Origin of the sequence: Sphaerimonospora cavernae (genome assembly GCF_042435035.1) — a bacterium.
Taxonomy (GTDB): Bacteria; Actinomycetota; Actinomycetes; order Streptosporangiales; family Streptosporangiaceae; genus Sphaerimonospora; species Sphaerimonospora cavernae.
On sequence record NZ_JBHMQT010000014.1, the window covers coordinates 62136 to 79196 of the forward strand.

Consider the following 17061-nt stretch of genomic DNA (forward strand, 5'->3'; position numbering starts at 1 on the left):
TCCTTCGGCGCAGGTCTGGTTGCCCCGCTCGCTCATTCTTCGCTCTCCCACTTCGGCGCCATGTCACGGGCGTACTTGATGTCGTCGTTGCTGGTCCCGGCGGCGACCATCGGCCAGACCATCGCGTCCCGGTGGACGACGAAGTCGACCACGACCGGCACGTCGTTGATCTCCATCGCCTTGCGGATGGTCGCGTCGACGTCCTCGGGCCGCTCGCAGCGCAGGCCCACACAACCGTACGCCTCCGCGAGCTTCACGAAGTCGGGAATCCGCCTGACCTGCTGCAGGTCGGTGTTGGAGTACCGCTCGTCGTAGAACAGCGTCTGCCACTGTCTGACCATGCCGAGGCTACCGTTGTCGATGACCGCGACCTTGATCGGCACGCCCTCGATCGCGCACGTCGCCAGCTCCTGGTTGGTCATCTGGAAGCAGCCGTCGCCGTCGACGGCCCACACGGTCGCGTCCGGCCGGCCCATCTTCGCGCCCATCGCGGCCGGAACGGCGAAGCCCATCGTGCCGGCCCCACCCGAGTTGATGAACGTGCCCGGGTTCTCGTAGCCGACGAACTGGGCGGCCCACATCTGGTGCTGGCCGACGCCCGCGACATAGTACGCCTCGGGGCCGACGATGGCGCTCAACCGCTCCATGACGTACTGCGGGGCGAGCGAGCCGTCCGCGAACTGCTCGTAGCCCAGCGGGTAGGTCTCCTTGTAGCCGTTGAGTATCCGCCACCACTCGCTGTAGTCGCCCTTGCGGCCCGCGGCCTGCTCGCCCCGCACCGCCGCGATCAGGTCTCCGATGACCTCGCGGCAGTCACCGACGATCGGCACGTCCGCGTGGCGGTTCTTGGAGATCTCCGCCGGGTCGATGTCGGCGTGGATGACCTTCGCGTTGGGCGCGAAGCTGGCGAGCCGGCCGGTCACCCGGTCGTCGAACCTGGTGCCGAGCGCGATCAGGAGGTCCGACTGCTGGAGCGCGCCGACCGCCGAGACCGTGCCGTGCATGCCGGGCATGCCCATGTGCTGGGGGTGGCTGTCGGGGAACGTGCCACGCGCCATGAGCGTGGTGACGACGGGGATGCCCGTGAGTTCGGCGAGCTCACGCAGCTCGGCCGAGGCACCGGCCTTGTGCACGCCGCCGCCGACGTAGAGGACCGGCCGGCGGGCCTCCGTCATCAGCCTCGCCGCCTCGCGGATCTGCTTCGAGTGCGGCCGGGTCACCGGGCGGTAGCCCGGGAGTTGCATGACCGGCGGCCAGGAGAAGGTCGTCGTGGCCTGGAGCGCGTCCTTGGCGATGTCCACCAGCACCGGCCCCGGACGGCCGGTGGAGGCGATGTGGAATGCCTCCGCGATGGTCCGGGGGATGTCCTCGGCCTGGGTGACCAGGAAATTGTGCTTGGTGATCGGCATGGTGATGCCGGAGATGTCCGCTTCCTGGAAGGCGTCGGTCCCGATCATCGGGGAGGCCACCTGTCCGGTGATCGCCACGATCGGCACCGAGTCCATATAGGCGTCGGCGATCGGGGTGACCAGGTTGGTCGCCCCGGGGCCGCTGGTCGCCATGCAGACGCCGACCCGCCCGGTCGCCTGCGCGTATCCCTCAGCGGCGTGGCCCGCGCCCTGCTCGTGCCGTACAAGGACGTGCCGGACCTTGGTGGAATCGTAGAGGGGATCGTAGGCGGGGAGGATGGCGCCGCCCGGGATCCCGAACACCGTGTCGACCCCGACGTGTTCCAGTGCCCGCACGAGGGCCTGAGCACCTGTCATTTGTTCGGTCATCGGCTCGTTCCTTGTGGAGAGCTTGTGGCTGGTGGTGTCTGCTGGCACAAAAAACGCCCCATCCGCTGTGCGGAGTTGGGGCGCGCGCAGGACCGAGGGCTTCGTCAGGCTGCGCGCCTGCGAAGTACTACGAGGATCCCACCGCTATGCATGCCTCCACGATGTCCGATCGACCCTGGCGGAGTCAAATCATGTGGAATACCCGTCTCGCCATCCGAGATGCGGGCGGCAGGCCCCGGTGGGGGGCGTCAGCCGGTGTTCTGCAAGGTGGTGCGTTTGAGAGAGTCGATGCGGCGGGCCGCCGTGGGGCGGCCGACCAGGTAGCCTTGGCCGCGCGTGCAGCCCATCTCACGCAGCAGATCCAGCTGCTCGGGGCGCTCGATGCCCTCCGCTACGACGATCAGTCCCAGGTCGTGCCCGAGCCGCACGATCGTACGGGTCAGCAGCGTGAGGGTCTCGTCGCGGCCGAGTCCTGAGACGAACGACGGGTCAATCTTGATCATGTCTACGGGGACCTGGCGGAGGAACGCGAGCGAGGCGTAACCGGTGCCGAAGTCGTCGATCGCCAACCGCACACCGAGGGCGCGCAGCTGCGACAGCCTGCCGATGGTGTCCTCGGCGTTCTCGACCAGCATCTCCTCGATGACCTCGAGGGTCAGCGCGTCGGCGGGCAGCCCGCTGTCGGCCAGCGCCTCCGACACCGTCTCGACGAACCGCGGAGCGGTGATCTGGCGGACCGACAGGTTGAGCGACAGGCCGATCTCCCATCCCTCGGCCCGCCACGCGGCGACCTCGCGGCACGCCTCGCGCAGGATCCATTCGCTCAGCGGCACGATGAGCCCGGTGTCCTCGGCGGGCCCGAGGAACTGCTCCGGCGGCACGAATGTGCCGCCACGGCACCACCGGACCAGCGCCTCGACCGCCATGACCCGTGCCGAGGCCAGGTCGACCACGGGCTGGTACTCGATCGCGAACTGGTTCTCCAGCAGCGCCCGCTGCAGGTCGGAGGCGATTTCCAGGCGGCGCAGGACGTCGGCGTGCATATGGGTGGCGAAGACCTCCACCCGCCGCCCGCCGAGCCCCTTGGCCCTCGACATCGCCACGTCGGCGTTGCGCAGCAGGTCCCCCGCGGTCAGCCCGTCCTCGGCGAAGGCCACGCCGACGCTCGCGGTCAGCGCCATGTCCCGGTCGGCGACCCGGAACGGCTCCGACGACACCGTGCGGAGAAGCCGCTCCGCCAGGTCGACCGCGGTCTGGGCGTCGCTGCCCGACATACCACTGCCGGCCATCCCGCCCTCCAGCAGCACGGCGAACTCGTCGCCGCCCCATCGGACCAGCGTGCCGTCCGACCGTACGGCTGAGCGCAGCCGCCGGGCGGCCTGACCGAGCAGGTAGTCGCCGCTGGCATGGCCGACGGAGTCGTTCACGGCGGTGAACCCGTCGAGGTCCAGGAAGATCACGGCGGCGCCGCCGGCGCCGCGATGGGTGAGGACCTCCCTGACACGCTCCTCGAAGTAGGCCCGGTTGGGCAGCCCGGTCACCCCGTCGTGGAAGGTGAGGTGGGCCACCTGGTTGCGCAGCGCGACCTGGTCGCTCATGTCGCGTACGGTGACCAGGATCAGCTCGTTGTTCCGGACATGTGGGGTGGCGACCGACTCGGTCGGCCGCCAGGTGCCGTCTGCCGCCCTGATCCGGCAGGCGATGCGGCAGATCTCCTGAGAACGCGCGCCGCCGTCCTCGTCGGCGCCGGCCAGGCGGCGCAGCAGTGCCTGGAGGCCCGGTACGTCCTCCGGATGGATGTAGTCGAAGATCGAACGGCCGGTCAGCTCGTCCGGGCGGTAGCCGTACATCGCCTCGACGTCCCGGCCGATCTCGTCGATCAGGCCGTCGTGGTCGCAGACCAGCACGACATCGCCCGTGTTCTCGGCGAGCCGGCGCAGTTGCCGTTCGCCCACGTCGACCAGGCGGCGCATTCCCGCGGTCTCGACAAGCAGCACGAACAGCCGGCCGAGCAGCACCAGCACGGTGGAGCCGGCCGCCACCGCGAGCGTCCCGTCCGGGACGGCCACGCCGTACAGGGCCACCACGACGGTGGCGACGGCCACGAGGACGAGCGGAGTCGCCGCGGCCAGCACACGGGGGGGCACGGCGGCCAGCGTGGGGGGCGGCTTGCGCGGCCGCTCGCGCTGCGTCCAGGGGGCGGCGGCGAGGACCAGGAAGGCGGCCGGAGCGACGAGGCCGGCCGCCAGCGGCGGCACGTCCCCCTGCAGCCGGGCGAGCGCCGTGGCCAGCTCGGAGACGGTGACGGCTCCCAGCACGCCGATGCCGGTGAGCCCCACGACACGGTTGCCCGAGCGGGACGCGACGACGGCCGGCGCCACGGCACATGCCGCGAGAAGGCAGACCACGGGAAGCGCCATCGTGAAGAAGAAGGCACCGGCGTCCTGCGCCTCGCGGAATGCCGGCCCGAGGAGGGCCACCCAGCCGACCGCGAAGATCGACGCCGCGCTCAGGTAGGCGTCGGTGCCCTGTCTGAGGACCCCGCGGCTGTACGCGGGCGGTTTCACGGACAGGCCGGTCCCGATCGCCAGCAGCAGCGATCCGGCCAGCATCAGCAGGTCGGCGAAGGTGAGCACGAACGGGGTGCCGTCGGCGGCCGGCCGCACCCCGACGCCGAGCAGCCAGGTCAGCGAGCCGGCGGCGAGCCAGCGCCAGGCGGCGGGCTGCCGCCGGTGGGCGGGCGCGACCCGGGCCGCGGCCGTGATGAGCGAGCCCGCCGCGAGAAGACCCGTGACGACCCCGGCGACGGCCACTATCAGGGTGGACGCTCCCCCTGTGATCAGGGCGGCGACGATGCCCGCCATGCCGATCCCGCTCGCGGCGGCGACCGCGGCCCAGGGATGACGCATGCCGTTCACGCGTGTCGCCTCCGCTCCTGTCGGATCCGCGGCGGAATACTCCGCGGCGGGTCCGGGGAACGTCGTGTCGTCCGCCGTCTCGCGGGTGGGGGATGGAGCCGCGCCTGGGTCGTCATCTCCGGTGGGGTGCGATGTCACTGCCCCTCCCGTTCCTAGAGACTCGGCCGTCCCTCGATTCGGCCGTCCTCGACTCGGCTTTACTCTCCCTGTCACAGGATCAGTGTGCGCACAGCCACTGATCGAGAGCGGGACAACACCCGAGTCGTCACCGATCTGATAACCAGCCGTACACGATGGAGTTCACGCTACGCACCCAAGGTCACGGGGTAGGCACGTTCCGGAATCCTTTGAACCGATGCCGTGTTCGGCGCCTGATCAGTACTGACCGGTGATCACGTTGGCGAGCGGGTGGCCGGTCAGGTAACGGATGATCTGCTCCCTGACCAGTTTCCGGGTGCGCCGGGCCGAGGCGGGGGTGCTGCCGGCGACGTGCGGAGTGATGAAGACGCCGGGGGCGGTCCACAGCGGATGCTCCGGCGGCAGCGGCTCCTCGGGAGTCACGTCGAGGACGGCCCGCAGCCGCCCGGCGAGCAACTCCGGCAGCAGCGCGTCGGCGTCGACGACGGAGCCGCGCGCGGCGTTCACCAGGACCGCTCCGTCCTTCATCGCGGCCAGGAACTCGGCATCCACCATTCCCGCGGTCGCGGGGGTGGCGGGCACCAGCAGCACGACCACGTCGGCCGCCGGGAGCAGCCCGGCCAGTTCGTCCTGGCCGTGCACGTCACCGTTCCCGTTCTGTCTGGCGGTCCGCGCCACCCGGATGACGTCCACCTCGAACCCGGCCAGGCGCCGCTCCACCGCCTCGCCGATCGAGCCGTACCCGACGATGAGCACGGTCGAGTCGGCCAGCGCCGCGGTGTGGTGGTAGTCCCATTCGCACCGCTGCTGCGCGAGGGCGAAGCCGGGCAACTCCCGCAGGATGGCGATCATCGCGCCGACCACCCACTCCGCCGTGCCCGCGTCGTGTACGCCCCGGGCGTTGCAGAGCACCGCGTGCTCGGGCAGATGCGGCAGGTACGCCTCGACGCCCGCGGTCACGGTCTGCAGGAGGCCCAGCTTGCCCATGCGGCCGAGCAGGTCCGGAATTCCGGGTAGCCAGCCGAGCCGCGGCACCCAGATCTCGACCTCCTCCGGCGCACCGGGCAGGGTTCCGTTACCGTCGTAGATCGAGCAGTCCAGCCTCGGGAGGCCCTCCGGAAGATCGGCCAGCGCGTCCATGATGTCCTGCGAGGGAACCCAGACCTTCATGGCATAAACCTTAGATCAATGCCGCGGGGAACCTTCCGTACCGGTCACGAGTATGGGTGGAGAAGGAGGTTCGAATCATGGTCGCAAGGGGCAGGGCGAAGGCCGGTTCCGAACATGCGGTGAGGCGGGCCACCGCGCCGCGCACCGCCATCACGATGGTGGTGATCGCCGTGCTCGGTACGGCACTGGCCGCGTGCTCGGGGACGGGCGGCGGATCGGCGCCTCCCACGTCGAGGGTCGCGACCGCGCAGCCGTCGGCGGACGGGAGCGATCCGGCCTCGGTCGACGGACCGCGCACCCTGGTCACAGGGCTCTCCGTGCCCTGGGCCATCGCATTCCTCCCAGGTGGGGACGCGCTGGTGACCGAACGGGACTCGGCGCGGCTGCTTCGGGTGACGCCGCGGGGCCAGGTGCGGCAGGTCGACGTGATCGAAGGCGTGTCCCCGAGCGGGGAGGGCGGCCTCCTCGGAGTGGCCGTGTCCCCCGCGCACTCCACCGATCACTACGTTTTCCTCTATTTCACGGCTGATGACGACAACCGGGTCGTCCGGTACCGCTACGGCGACCGCGGACTGTCCGACCCGGTGGCGATCGTGACCGGCATCCCGAAGGGGGGGATCCACAACGGTGGCCGCCTTGCCTTCGGACCCGATGGGCACCTCTACGCGTCGACCGGTGAGACCGGCGACAAGGGCCAGGCCCAGGACCGGGACTCCCTCGCCGGCAAGATCCTCCGGATGACACTCGATGGCAGGCCCGCCCCCGGCAACCCCTTCGGCAGCCTCGTCTGGACGTACGGCCACCGCAACGTCCAGGGCCTCGCCTGGGACGGCGACGGCAGGATGTACGCCACCGAGTTCGGCCAGAACACCTACGACGAGATCAACCTGATCGAGAAGGGCCGCGACTACGGCTGGCCCGACGTCGAGGGCGTGGGCGGCAAGCCCGGGTTCACCGACCCGCTGCTCACCTGGTCCACCGACGAGGCGTCCCCGTCCGGCCTCGCGTACGCCGAGGGCTCGCTGTGGGCGGCGGCCCTGCGCGGACGGCGACTGTGGCGCGTTCCGCTGGGCGGCTCTGGCCGGCCGGGCCGTCCCGTCGCCCTCTACTCCGGGGAGTACGGCAGGCTGCGCGCGGTGGCCACGGCCCCCGACGGGACGCTGTGGGTGAGCACCAGCAACCGGGACGGCCGGGGAGACCCACGTGACGGCGACGACCGGATCCTGGTCATCCCGCCATCGAGGTCAACGGGCTGACCCGGGCCAGGTCGTGTTCAGCAGATCACCTCGGCGCGGGGCTCGTACACGGTCCGGAACTCCTGCCGGCGCACGATGGTGCCGTTCTGCCGCAGGACACGCGTCACCTGGGCGGTGAATCCGTCCTGGCCGGGGGTGGGAACGCAGGCGCCGCCTGCTCCGCTGACGGGGGTGAGATGCGTGGTGGCACCGGTGACCGGTCCCTGGAGTTCCACATCGAACCGTTTGGTGCTCCAGAGCACGATCCGCAACGCGCGTTTGGTGACGTACGCCTGGACCAGCACGCCGTGGGGCGAGTCGTTCCGCCACTTCAGGTCCGGCAGCGGGGAGGAGACGGCGGCCTCCAGACCGACTGGAGCCCCCGGCTGATGGACATCCGGCGGCACGTAGTCGACCACCTCCAATCCCGCGCGCACCACGGCGTTCAGCATCGCCGTGGCGAACGAGGAGATCCCGGGCACGTCCGTTCCGCTCTGCCCGCGGATCATCGTCGCACTCGCCACGCCGCCGAACCCCGACGCGGCGTCCCGCCTGCCGAGGACCTGGTTCAGCGAGAACGTCTCCCCCGGCCCGACCAGGCGGTTGTTCACGAGCCGGGCGGCGGCGCCGACGTTGTCGGTGCTCGGCGAGCAGCAGGCATTGGGAACGGTGAACCTGGCGATCTCCTCCTTGATCCCCGTCTTCGACGCGTCCTCATCCGAGACGAGGGGCGGCCCATAGGCCGTCGGCACTCGGACAGTGCGGCTGCCGCCGCCGTCGAGGGCACTGATCACGTCGGCGGCCAACCGCTCGGTGTCGATGCGTTTGCCCGGCCGGGCGTGAACGAGTCGCGGCCCGCCGCCGGCGATCACGAAGGTCGCGTCCCTGGCCGCCTCCCTCCGATCGATGAACCACCGCCCCGCGGCTTGCCGTTCCAGTCCGGCGAGCGCATGTCGCGCGTCGAACGCCGGACGCAGGGCGCCGTGATCGGGCACGAAGGTGAGGTGGTCCGCGATCATGGCGGGCGGAAGCTGGACGGAGGTCACCCCGTCGGTGAGCGTGAGCGGCGCGGCGACCGCCTGCCTGGCCCAGTCCAGCGCGCGTCGCACCTCGGCTCTGGAGATCTTCGGCCGGTCCACCTGGGTCACCACGGAAACCGTGACCTCCGGGGCGAGGTAGGCCTTCTCGATCTGCCGGGCGACCGTCTCCCGGTCGATCCGATAGCCGACCCTCGGATACACGGGAACCGGGGTGAGTCCCCGGAACTCGACGCCCCCTTCCCGGCCCGGGCTCTCCACGACCGAGACGATCTCCTCGTTCACCGCGGCGGCCAGGGTCGGCCGGTGAACCGAGGTCACCGGCCGGATCTCCCGGCCGCCGGTCAGCGCGTTCCAGACCTCCACCGGGCTGGGGAACCCCGTCTTCACCCGCGCCAGCGTGGCCCCCACGTCGAGGCTCAGGCCGGCGTCCTGCGGATTGACCGTGAGCCGCCGGGTGCCCTGCCGTACGGTGATCGGCGTTCTGGTCTGGGCGTACAGCCTCTCACGCAGATCCTTGGCCGCCTGATCCCTGGTCTGCCCGCCGATGTCGACGCCGAGGACGGTGGTGCCGGGCAGGATCCGCCCCGTCATCACGAAGGCCGGCACCAGATAGGCGAGAAGAAGCAGGCCGATCACGCCGACCAGGATGTAACGGAAAAGGGCGCTCTTCGGCTCTGGATCAGGGTCGAGCACAGGCGGTGGGGGCTCCTCGCGCACCGTCCTGTCGGCGACGGGCCATGGTTCCACGGTCGGCGGGGGCGGCGGCAGGCTGTTCTGGTGGTCGGACCGGACGGGCGTGACCGGGTGCGGCGTGCGGTCACCGAAGATGTCGGCCGACACTCCGCGGGGTAGCGACGCCGAGCCGGGGCGTACCGGATGCTTCCTCTCCGCCGTGGACGACGATTTGGACGACGATGACGGAACGGAAGCCGCACCCCGCGGCGTGGTCACGGGCCCGGCCGGCGGATCCGGCTCGGCAGACGTAGCCGGGGCAGGCTCGGGAACGGGCGTGGCTGCCGACGGCGTCGCCGCCGCGAACGGATCCGACGGCGGATCGATTGACGCTCCGGCGTTCCGCACGCCTCGGTCTCCTCCAGCTCGGGGCAAATTTCCTTCAGTTAACCGTAAAGCACCCTCCTCTGGACACACATCAGCCCCCCACGTTGCCACCCCCCACCCCCACCCCCACCCCACCCAGGCCGTGATCTTGCGAATACTCGCACGCAACGCCAGGAGCAGGCACTTCTCGTTCGTGATCTTGCAGTTTCTCGCAGTCCCCTCCCCTGATCAGCGAAAACACCGTCCGTGATCTTGCACTTCCAAGTGCAAGATCACGGAACACCTAGACGCAGGTCAGACGGCCCACCTGCGAGTATCTGCAAGATCACAAAGCCTGTTCGGGCAGGTCAAGGCGCCTCTTTGCGAGAATTCGCAAGATCACGGGAGGGGGTTAGCTCTGGACGCCGAGCTTCTCCAGGATGAGCTCACGGGCCCGACCGGCGTCGGCCTTGCCGCGGCTGGCCTTCATGACACCGCCCACCAGGGCTCCCACCGCCGCGATCTTCCCGCCGCGCACCTTGTCCGCCGCGTCGGCGTTATCCGCCAACACCTGGTCGATGATCGCCGACAACTCGCCCTCGTCGCTGACGATGCGCAGGCCGCGCTTCTCGACGACCTCGTCGGGGCTGCCCTCACCGGCCAGCACGCCCTCGAGAACCTGGCGTGCCAGCTTGTCGTTCAGCGCCCCGGAGGCGACCAGTTCGGTCACCTTCGCCACGTCCGCGGGAGTGATCGACAGGTCGGCCAGGGCCGTACCGGACTCGTTGGCCCGCCGGGCCAACTCGCCCATCCACCACTTGCGGGCGTCCGCGGCCGGAGCGCCCGCCGCGACCGTGGCCTCGACCAGGTCGATCGCGTCGGCGTTGTGCATGGCGGCCATGTCCAGGTCGGACACGCCCCACTCCTGCTGGAGGCGCTTACGCCGTACGGACGGCAGCTCCGGCAGCGCGGCCTTCAGCGAGGCGACCCACGCCGGGTCGGGCGCCATCGGCAGCAGATCGGGCTCGGGGAAGTACCGGTAGTCCTGCGCCTCCTCCTTCGAGCGGCCGGAGGTCGTCTGGCCGGTGTCCTCGTGGAAGTGGCGGGTCTCCTGGACGATCCTGCCGCCCTCGGCGAGGACGGCGGCCTGGCGCTCGATCTCGCCCCGGACCGCGCGCTCGACGCTGCGCAGCGAGTTGACGTTCTTGGTCTCGGTGCGGGTGCCCCATTCCGCCTCTCCGCGCGGCATCAGGGAGACGTTCACGTCGCAGCGCAGCGAGCCCTGCTCCATGCGGACGTCGGAGACGCCGAGCGAGCGCATGACCTCGCGCAGTTCGGTGACGTACGCCTTGGCGATCTCGGGGGCGAGCCGGTCGGTGCCCGGGATCGGCTTGGTGACGATCTCCACGAGCGGGATGCCGGCCCGGTTGTAGTCGACGATCGAGTAGTCCGCGCCGTGGATCCGCCCGGTGGCGCCGCCGACGTGGGTCGACTTGCCGGTGTCCTCCTCCAGGTGGACCCGCTCGATCTCGACCCGGACGATCTTCCCCTCCACCTCGACGTCCAGGTAGCCGTCGACGCACAGCGGCTCGTCGTACTGGCTGATCTGGTAGTTCTTCGGCATGTCCGGATAGAAGTAGTTCTTCCGGGCGAACCGGCACCAGGTCGCGATCGAGCAGTTCAGCGCGAGGCCGATCCGGATCGTCGACGCGATCGCCTCGGCATTGGCCACCGGCAGCGAGCCGGGCAGCGCGAGGCACACCGGGCAGACCTGCGTGTTCGGCGGCGCGCCGAACGTCGTGGAGCAGCCGCAGAACATCTTCGATCCGGTGCCCAGCTCGACGTGCGTCTCCAGCCCCAGCACCGGCTCGAAGCGCTCCAGCGCCTCGTCGTACGGCATCAGCGTCTCGGTAGTCATCGTCAACCAGCCCTCTTGTCTTTCAGATCGTCTAATCCGGGCTGTTGAGGCCCGGATGCGAATGCTTCCTGGTGGTCCTGTCATACACGGCGATAGCCCAACACCTGGAGGGCGTTCTCCATCGCGTGCCGCCAAGCGGCGAACGCTGGCACCTTCCTCAACCGGTCAATGTCGATGCTCTCGGCCAACGCCGTGAAGTAGCGCTCCACCTCAGCCCCGTCCGGCCGAGTGCGGCGGTGCCGACGGACGATCGAGCCCAGCACCTCGACCAGCACCCTCTTGGGGTCGTCCTGATCTTCGATCAGGTCCGGTCTGCCCGGAACCAGCTCGCAGACCTTGGACAGCGGCACCGAGAGCACGTCCGCCAGCGCATCGGGGTCCGCGATCAGCCACGCCTCGGTCTCCTTCACCGGCACCACGGGCACGAGCGGCTCATCCGTGCCGGACTCCACCAGAGCCCGACGCACGGCTTCAATCTTGTCTGCGGCCTTCCTCCGCGGAAAACCGTCATGATGGTAGAACAGGAGATCGAAGGAACCGCGCTCGCGGCCTACCGCCTCCACAACCATCTCAGGGCGTTGATGATCGACAGAGAGACAGCGTATTTCCGCGATCTCCACAGCCTCCAGGCACGCCTCTCCGCAGAGCTGATCCGTCGCCCGTTGCAGCAGGACGGGCAGGACCCACCGGTCTGAGACCCCTTCGCATACCAGCACGCAGGTGAGGTACCTCATGGCGAGACGGTCTCCAGTCCCGCGCGAAACTGGTCGAGTTCGCCCTCCGTCACGCGCGGGACCTCCTCCCCCGGCGGCCTGGCTGGGCGGCCCGGCTCCACCAGCCGTCTTGCTCGAGTGATCCGGGAAGCGACCCCGTCTTCGATTTTTGTGACATTGTCCAGGAAGACGATGTTCTCCCGGGGGACGGCGTCCAGGACGACAGGCGAGTGGCTGGTCACCAGGGCCTGCCGCAGCGGCCAGGACAAGTCGTCCCACGCGGGGTCGCTGACCAGTCGCCGCATCGTGGCCAACAGCTCCCGTAGCCGCTCTGGGAACACGCCGTTTTCCGGCTCCTCTATCGCGACGACACCGGAGCGGTCCGGGTCGTTCAGCGCGGCCAGCAATGCCAACACGCGCAGCGTTCCGTCGGACGCCACGTCCGCCCCGAACCTGGGGATGTGGCGGCCTTCGAACTCGATCCGAATATCTCGGCGCACCCTGTCCTCGACGACGTGGAAGGAGGTCACTTCGCGGACAATCCGCACCAGGTCGGCACGGATATCCGCGAGCACTCCCTCGGGGTCGCCGTCCGAGGCGCTCGACTTACGGAGCCGCGCCAGGTAGGCGGGCAGCCCTTCACCATTCGGCAGCAACTCTGGGCGGCCGCCCAGGACGCTCAGTCGCCGAAGCGCCGCGTCCTCCAGCTGGAAGGCAGCGATCGAGCGCAGCTCGCTACCCACTCCTCGGACAACCGATCCAGCTTGCTTCATCCCCAGGGCGCTTTGCGTCGGGCTCAGCCCCGCGAGCTCTCTTATTTCGCTGAGACTCCGGAACTCGGGCACCTGGTTTCCGGGCCGGACGTGAGCCTCGCGCCACGCAGGAGAGGCGTTGAGCGGGCACCGGTCCCCCCTCTCGGTGGGGAGAGGAACGATGGACTCGTCAGCGATCCTCGGAGACAGGCCATCGGCCTCCAAGCTGATCGTCAGCTCGTAGCGCCAGCATGTACCGAACCGTCGCCGCTGCTCTTCGGCCTGTTCCAGCAGCGCACGTATGGGCGGCCTTTGCTCGAAGGTCGTGATCATCTCAATCGCGAAGCGCATGGTACCGGTACTGGTGCCGTCACCACGTCTTCGGAAGAGCCCGACGGCGTCGCCACGCACTGCCTCTATCGCGTCATACAGGTCACCATGAGCGAGAACAGCAAGGAATCGCAATGCGTCCAACAGGTTCGACTTGCCGCTGGCGTTGGTGCCGATGAGCACGAGGAATGGCGGCAGATCCAGCGAAAAGTCCTCGAAGGACTTGAAGCCGTCGATCTCGATGCGGGTGATCACGCCACCGTTCCTCCTCTCGGAAGAACATCTAGAGTGCGGGAGCCTTGACCCCCGACAGCGAGCCGGACAGATCTGCTGCTCACAGGTAACCAAGTCCCTTCAGAGCTTGCTGAGTCTCGTCCAACCACATCCTGTAGGCCGGAACAGCCGCCAGTTTCTTCAGATCAACGTGTCGCGCCAGCGAGGAACGGCAGTCGTCGTCTTCCATGCCCGTGCCGACTACCACCTGCCTGAGCACGACCTTGGGATCTTTGACCCCCTCCACTGCCTTCGGCAGAGTTGGGAGCACGTTCACATTCGCTCCCCTGACCTCGCGGAAGGCCTCCGCGTCGGCGAGCATCCACGCCTCGGTCTCGATTTTGGGTACGAGTACCACCGGCCGCACCGTCTTGTCCCAGCATTCGAGCGTCAGCAGCTTGTCCGCTTTGGATCGCTCCCTGTGATCGTGATGGATGAAGACGATGTGGCACCCATCGGCCAGCCTCTCGACCTCTTCGCGTACACGCATCTGATCGGCGACGGTTCGAATCTCGGCGACCTCGACCTCCATCAATTCGACGTCGTGTTTGAGCGATGCGGACGTCAGGAAAGCCCTCAACTGCCGCTGGATGAGGGGCGCCAAGAACAGTTCGTCGCTTCTCCCCTCGGCGATCAGACCCGGGACCAGTGGACGGCTCACAACGTGTCCTGCTGCACGTATGACAGGACCTGCCGGACCTGCCGTGGGGAAACGTAGGTCCCCTTCTCGCCGGATTCCGCTACTGGACGAGCGACCGTGACGGTGGACGGCGCCTTCCCTTGACTCACTCTCAGAACCGGATCGAAGAACACCACTGAACCAGAGAAGTCCGTACGGAACTCGGACAGCAGGACCGGCGAGTGGGTGGTGAGCAGCACCTGCCGTGTCAACGGATCGAAGATGTCGGAAGAGGGATCTGAAACCTCCCGACGCAGCCGACGGACCAGCTCGCCGATCCTGCTGGGGTGCAGGCCGTTCTCGACCTCCTCGATAGCCAGGGTGGAACCCGAGTCCTTGTCGTGCAATGCGGTGAGGAGGGCGATCGCACGGAGCGTGCCGTCGGAGAGCAACGGAGGCGGAGTGCGGGCTCCCTCCCGGAACACGACGTCGAAATCGGCCTCCTGCCTGCGCGAGTCGAACACGCTTACGATCTCGCTCACACCCGGAATGATCGCCGCCAGATCGACTCCGACCCGCCACAGCCTGTCCTCACCCAGCAGCCGGTACAGCACCGCTGCGAGGTTCTCGCCAGACGTCTGCAGTGGCCGCCGGTCCGGAGCCTGCGCCGGCGTCCGCATGACCGCGGGATCGAGCGCAAGCGGCGGCCACGTGGCGGACTCTCCCCTGAGGAGGGACAGCAGAAGGGAGTCCGGGCCGGCTGTGAACGGTACGTAGTCGGGATTGCCGTCGGCGAGATAGGCATCCCGAGAGCTGCGAAGTGTCTCCCGCACGGCATCACCGGTGCGCCAGCGGTCGACCCACCCCACATTCTCCAGTTCGCTCGCCCAGACCGCTGCATAGCGCGCCGCAGGCGCGCCGTTCTCCCATCGGAACCGCACCCCGCAGCGCAGTGCGAGCGGACCATAGGGAGATGCGGCGATCATACCGATGACGATCCGCATCTCGTCCGCGACCTGCCCCGTCTCATCTCTGTGGAACAGGTCGCGCGCTACCCCTCTGGGCTGTCCCAGCAGGGCATCCTGCACGCCGTTGCGCACCACGTCGGACATGAAGCGGAGCGCGTCGAACAGATTAGACTTTCCCGACCCGTTACGGCCGACGATCAGCAGGAACGGCGGGATGTCGAGCTGGAAGTCCAGGAAGGACTTGAAGCCGTCGATCTCGATGCGGGTGATCACGCCGCCGTTCCCCTCCCCTCGGAGCTAGAGCGCGGGGGCCTTGGCCAGCAGCGGGCCGCCCCACCGGCTCTCGTACGCCTTCTCCACGGCGGCGCCGACCCGGTAGCACCGGTCGTCGCCCAGCACCGGGGCCATGATCTGCAGCCCGACAGGCAGGCCGTCCTCGTCGGCGAGGCCGCACGGCACGGAGATCGCCGCGTTGCCGGCCAGGTTGCTCGGGATCGTGCACAGGTCGGCGAGGTACATGGCCATCGGGTCGTCGGCCCGCTCCCCGATCGGGAACGCCGTCGTCGGCGTCGTCGGCGACACCAGCACGTCGACCTGGTGGAAGGCCGCCTCGAAGTCCCGCATGATCAGCGTGCGGACCTTCTGCGCCTGCCCGTAGTAGGCGTCGTAGTAGCCCGACGACAAGGCGTAGGTGCCGAGCATGATGCGCCGCTTGACCTCGGGGCCGAATCCGGCCGCCCGGGTCAGCGCCATGACCTCCTCCGCGCTGCGCGTGCCGTCGTCGCCGACGCGCAGGCCGTACCGCATCGCGTCGAACCGGGCCAGGTTGGACGAGCACTCGGACGGCGCGATCAGGTAGTACGCCGGCAGTGCGTACGCGAACGACGGGCAGGAGACCTCGACGACCTTGGCGCCGAGGGACTCCAGCAGTTCGACGGCCTCATGGAATCGGGCCAGGACACCCGCCTGGTAGCCCTCGCCGCCGAACTCCTTGACCACGCCGACCCGCAGACCGGCGACGTCCGCCTGCCGCGCGGCCTCGACCAGCGGCGGGACCGCCGCGTCGATCGACGTCGAGTCGAGCGGGTCGTGGCCGGAGAACGCCTCCTGCAGCAGCGCGGCGTCGAGCACGTTGCGCGCGAACGGCCCGGGCGTGTCCAGCGACGACGCGAACGCGATCAGACCGTACCGTGACGAGCCGCCGTAGGTCGGCTTCATGCCGACGATGCCCGTCACGGCGGCCGGCTGGCGGATCGAGCCGCCCGTGTCCGTGCCGGTCGACAGCGGCGCCTCGTACGCCGAAACGGCGGCCGATGAGCCGCCCGACGAGCCGCCGGGGATGCGGGACCTGTCCCACGGGTTGCGGGTCACTCCGTAGGCCGAGTTCTCCGTGGAGGAGCCCATCGCGAACTCGTCCAGGTTGGTCTTGCCCAGGATGACCAGCCCGGCCTCGCGGAGGCGGCGGGTCACGGTCGCGTCGTACGGCGGCCGCCACCCTTCGAGGATCTTCGAACCGGCCGTGGTCGGCATGTCGGATGTGGTGAACACGTCCTTGTGCGCCACCGGCACGCCCGCCAGCGGGCCCAGCCGCTCGCCCCGGGCGAGCCGCTCGTCGACGGCGCGGGCCTGGGCGAGCACCGACTCCGCTTCGACGTGCAGGAACGCGTTGATCTCGCCGTCGACGGCGGCGATGCGGTCGAGGTGCGCCTGGGCGACCTCGACGGCGGACGCCTCGCGGGAGGCGACCAGGCGGCCCAGCTCGGCCGCGGTCTGCTGGATCAGGCTCATGCTTCCTCCCCCAGGATCCGCGGCACGCGGAAGCGATCCTCCTCGACGGCGGGCGCACCGGACAGCGCCCCCTCGGGCGTGAGGCCGGGCCGTACCTCATCGGGACGGAACACATTGGTCAGCGGCAGCGCGTGCGAGGACGGCGGGATGTCCTCGGCCGCCACCTCGGAAACGCGGGCGACCGCGCCGACGATCTGGTCGAGCTGGGCTGCGAAGTGGTCGAGCTCGTCGTCGGCCAGCGCCAACCGGGACAGCCGGGCGAGGTGAGCGACCTCATCGCGGGTTATGGCGGACATGAGTCGTCGAACCCGTTTCATGGATGGAGAATGGACCTTGGACCTTCCCATCCTAGGGCTCGCCTGGGCCGACGCGTCCGCTCCGGC

Annotated in this window: 12 protein-coding genes; 1 reads left to right on the top strand and 11 read right to left on the bottom strand. The window is 69.2% G+C overall.

What is annotated here, in order from left to right:
- Nucleotides 1-32 precede the first annotated feature (32 nt).
- The 3 genes from ACFHYQ_RS09430 to ACFHYQ_RS09440 all read right to left on the bottom strand — a co-directional run bounded on the left by ACFHYQ_RS09430 (nt 33) and on the right by ACFHYQ_RS09440 (nt 6004).
- Entirely contained in the window at nt 33-1826 is a 1794-nt protein-coding gene (locus ACFHYQ_RS09430) for an acetolactate synthase large subunit (protein ID WP_394300715.1), read from the bottom strand.
- 200 nt (nt 1827-2026) lie between these two features.
- Nucleotides 2027-4834: an EAL domain-containing protein gene (locus tag ACFHYQ_RS09435; protein WP_394300716.1), complete on the bottom strand. Its 2808-nt coding sequence runs from the start codon at nt 4832-4834 to the stop codon at nt 2027-2029.
- Nucleotides 4835-5071: 237 nt separating this feature from the next.
- Nucleotides 5072-6004 carry a 2-hydroxyacid dehydrogenase gene (locus tag ACFHYQ_RS09440; RefSeq protein ID WP_394300717.1) on the bottom strand — a complete coding sequence of 311 codons (933 nt, stop codon included), beginning with the start codon at nt 6002-6004 and terminating at the stop codon, nt 5072-5074.
- A gap of 77 nt (nt 6005-6081) precedes the next feature.
- Between ACFHYQ_RS09440 and ACFHYQ_RS09445 the strand changes: the two genes are divergently transcribed.
- Nucleotides 6082-7260, top strand: a complete 1179-nt coding sequence (locus ACFHYQ_RS09445) for a PQQ-dependent sugar dehydrogenase (protein WP_394300718.1) — start codon at nt 6082-6084, stop codon at nt 7258-7260.
- A 17-nt stretch (nt 7261-7277) separates the two neighbouring features.
- Here ACFHYQ_RS09445 and ACFHYQ_RS09450 read toward each other — a convergent pair whose 3' ends face one another.
- The 8 genes from ACFHYQ_RS09450 to gatC all read right to left on the bottom strand — a co-directional run bounded on the left by ACFHYQ_RS09450 (nt 7278) and on the right by gatC (nt 16974).
- The gene (locus ACFHYQ_RS09450; RefSeq protein ID WP_394300719.1) at nt 7278-9119 is read right to left on the bottom strand and encodes a VanW family protein; all 1842 of its coding nucleotides are present in this window, start codon (nt 9117-9119) and stop codon (nt 7278-7280) included.
- 610 nt (nt 9120-9729) lie between these two features.
- The gene (gene gatB / locus ACFHYQ_RS09455) at nt 9730-11235 is read right to left on the bottom strand and encodes an Asp-tRNA(Asn)/Glu-tRNA(Gln) amidotransferase subunit GatB (RefSeq protein ID WP_394300867.1); all 1506 of its coding nucleotides are present in this window, start codon (nt 11233-11235) and stop codon (nt 9730-9732) included.
- An 80-nt stretch (nt 11236-11315) separates the two neighbouring features.
- Nucleotides 11316-11969, bottom strand: a complete 654-nt coding sequence (locus tag ACFHYQ_RS09460) for a DUF4276 family protein (RefSeq protein ID WP_394300720.1) — start codon at nt 11967-11969, stop codon at nt 11316-11318.
- The gene (locus ACFHYQ_RS09465; RefSeq protein WP_394300721.1) at nt 11966-13285 is read right to left on the bottom strand and encodes an AAA family ATPase; all 1320 of its coding nucleotides are present in this window, start codon (nt 13283-13285) and stop codon (nt 11966-11968) included. The genes ACFHYQ_RS09460 and ACFHYQ_RS09465 overlap by 4 nt, the downstream gene beginning before the upstream one ends.
- A gap of 79 nt (nt 13286-13364) precedes the next feature.
- Entirely contained in the window at nt 13365-13964 is a 600-nt protein-coding gene (locus ACFHYQ_RS09470) for a hypothetical protein (RefSeq protein WP_394300722.1), read from the bottom strand.
- Nucleotides 13961-15163, bottom strand: coding sequence for an AAA family ATPase (locus ACFHYQ_RS09475; protein WP_394300723.1), 1203 nt, complete (start codon nt 15161-15163; stop codon nt 13961-13963). Before ACFHYQ_RS09475 ends, ACFHYQ_RS09470 begins: the two co-directional genes overlap by 4 nt.
- 24 nt (nt 15164-15187) lie before the next feature.
- Entirely contained in the window at nt 15188-16678 is a 1491-nt protein-coding gene (gene gatA, locus ACFHYQ_RS09480) for an Asp-tRNA(Asn)/Glu-tRNA(Gln) amidotransferase subunit GatA (protein ID WP_394300724.1), read from the bottom strand.
- On the bottom strand, nt 16675-16974 hold the full coding sequence (gatC, locus tag ACFHYQ_RS09485; protein WP_394300725.1) for an Asp-tRNA(Asn)/Glu-tRNA(Gln) amidotransferase subunit GatC: 300 nt from the start codon (nt 16972-16974) through the stop codon (nt 16675-16677). Before gatC ends, gatA begins: the two co-directional genes overlap by 4 nt.
- Between the last annotated feature and the right edge of the window lie 87 nt (nt 16975-17061).

Excerpts from the sequence above, each read along its gene's own strand:
- ACFHYQ_RS09440 (WP_394300717.1), bottom strand. The coding sequence starts at position 6,004 with ATGAAGGTCTGGGTTCCCTCGCAGGACATCATGGACGCGCTGGCCGAT.
- gatA (WP_394300724.1), bottom strand. The coding sequence starts at position 16,678 with ATGAGCCTGATCCAGCAGACCGCGGCCGAGCTGGGCCGCCTGGTCGCC.
- ACFHYQ_RS09445 (WP_394300718.1), top strand. The coding sequence starts at position 6,082 with ATGGTCGCAAGGGGCAGGGCGAAGGCCGGTTCCGAACATGCGGTGAGG.
- gatC (WP_394300725.1), bottom strand. The coding sequence starts at position 16,974 with ATGTCCGCCATAACCCGCGATGAGGTCGCTCACCTCGCCCGGCTGTCC.
- gatB (WP_394300867.1), bottom strand. The coding sequence starts at position 11,235 with ATGACTACCGAGACGCTGATGCCGTACGACGAGGCGCTGGAGCGCTTC.
- ACFHYQ_RS09460 (WP_394300720.1), bottom strand. The coding sequence starts at position 11,969 with ATGAGGTACCTCACCTGCGTGCTGGTATGCGAAGGGGTCTCAGACCGG.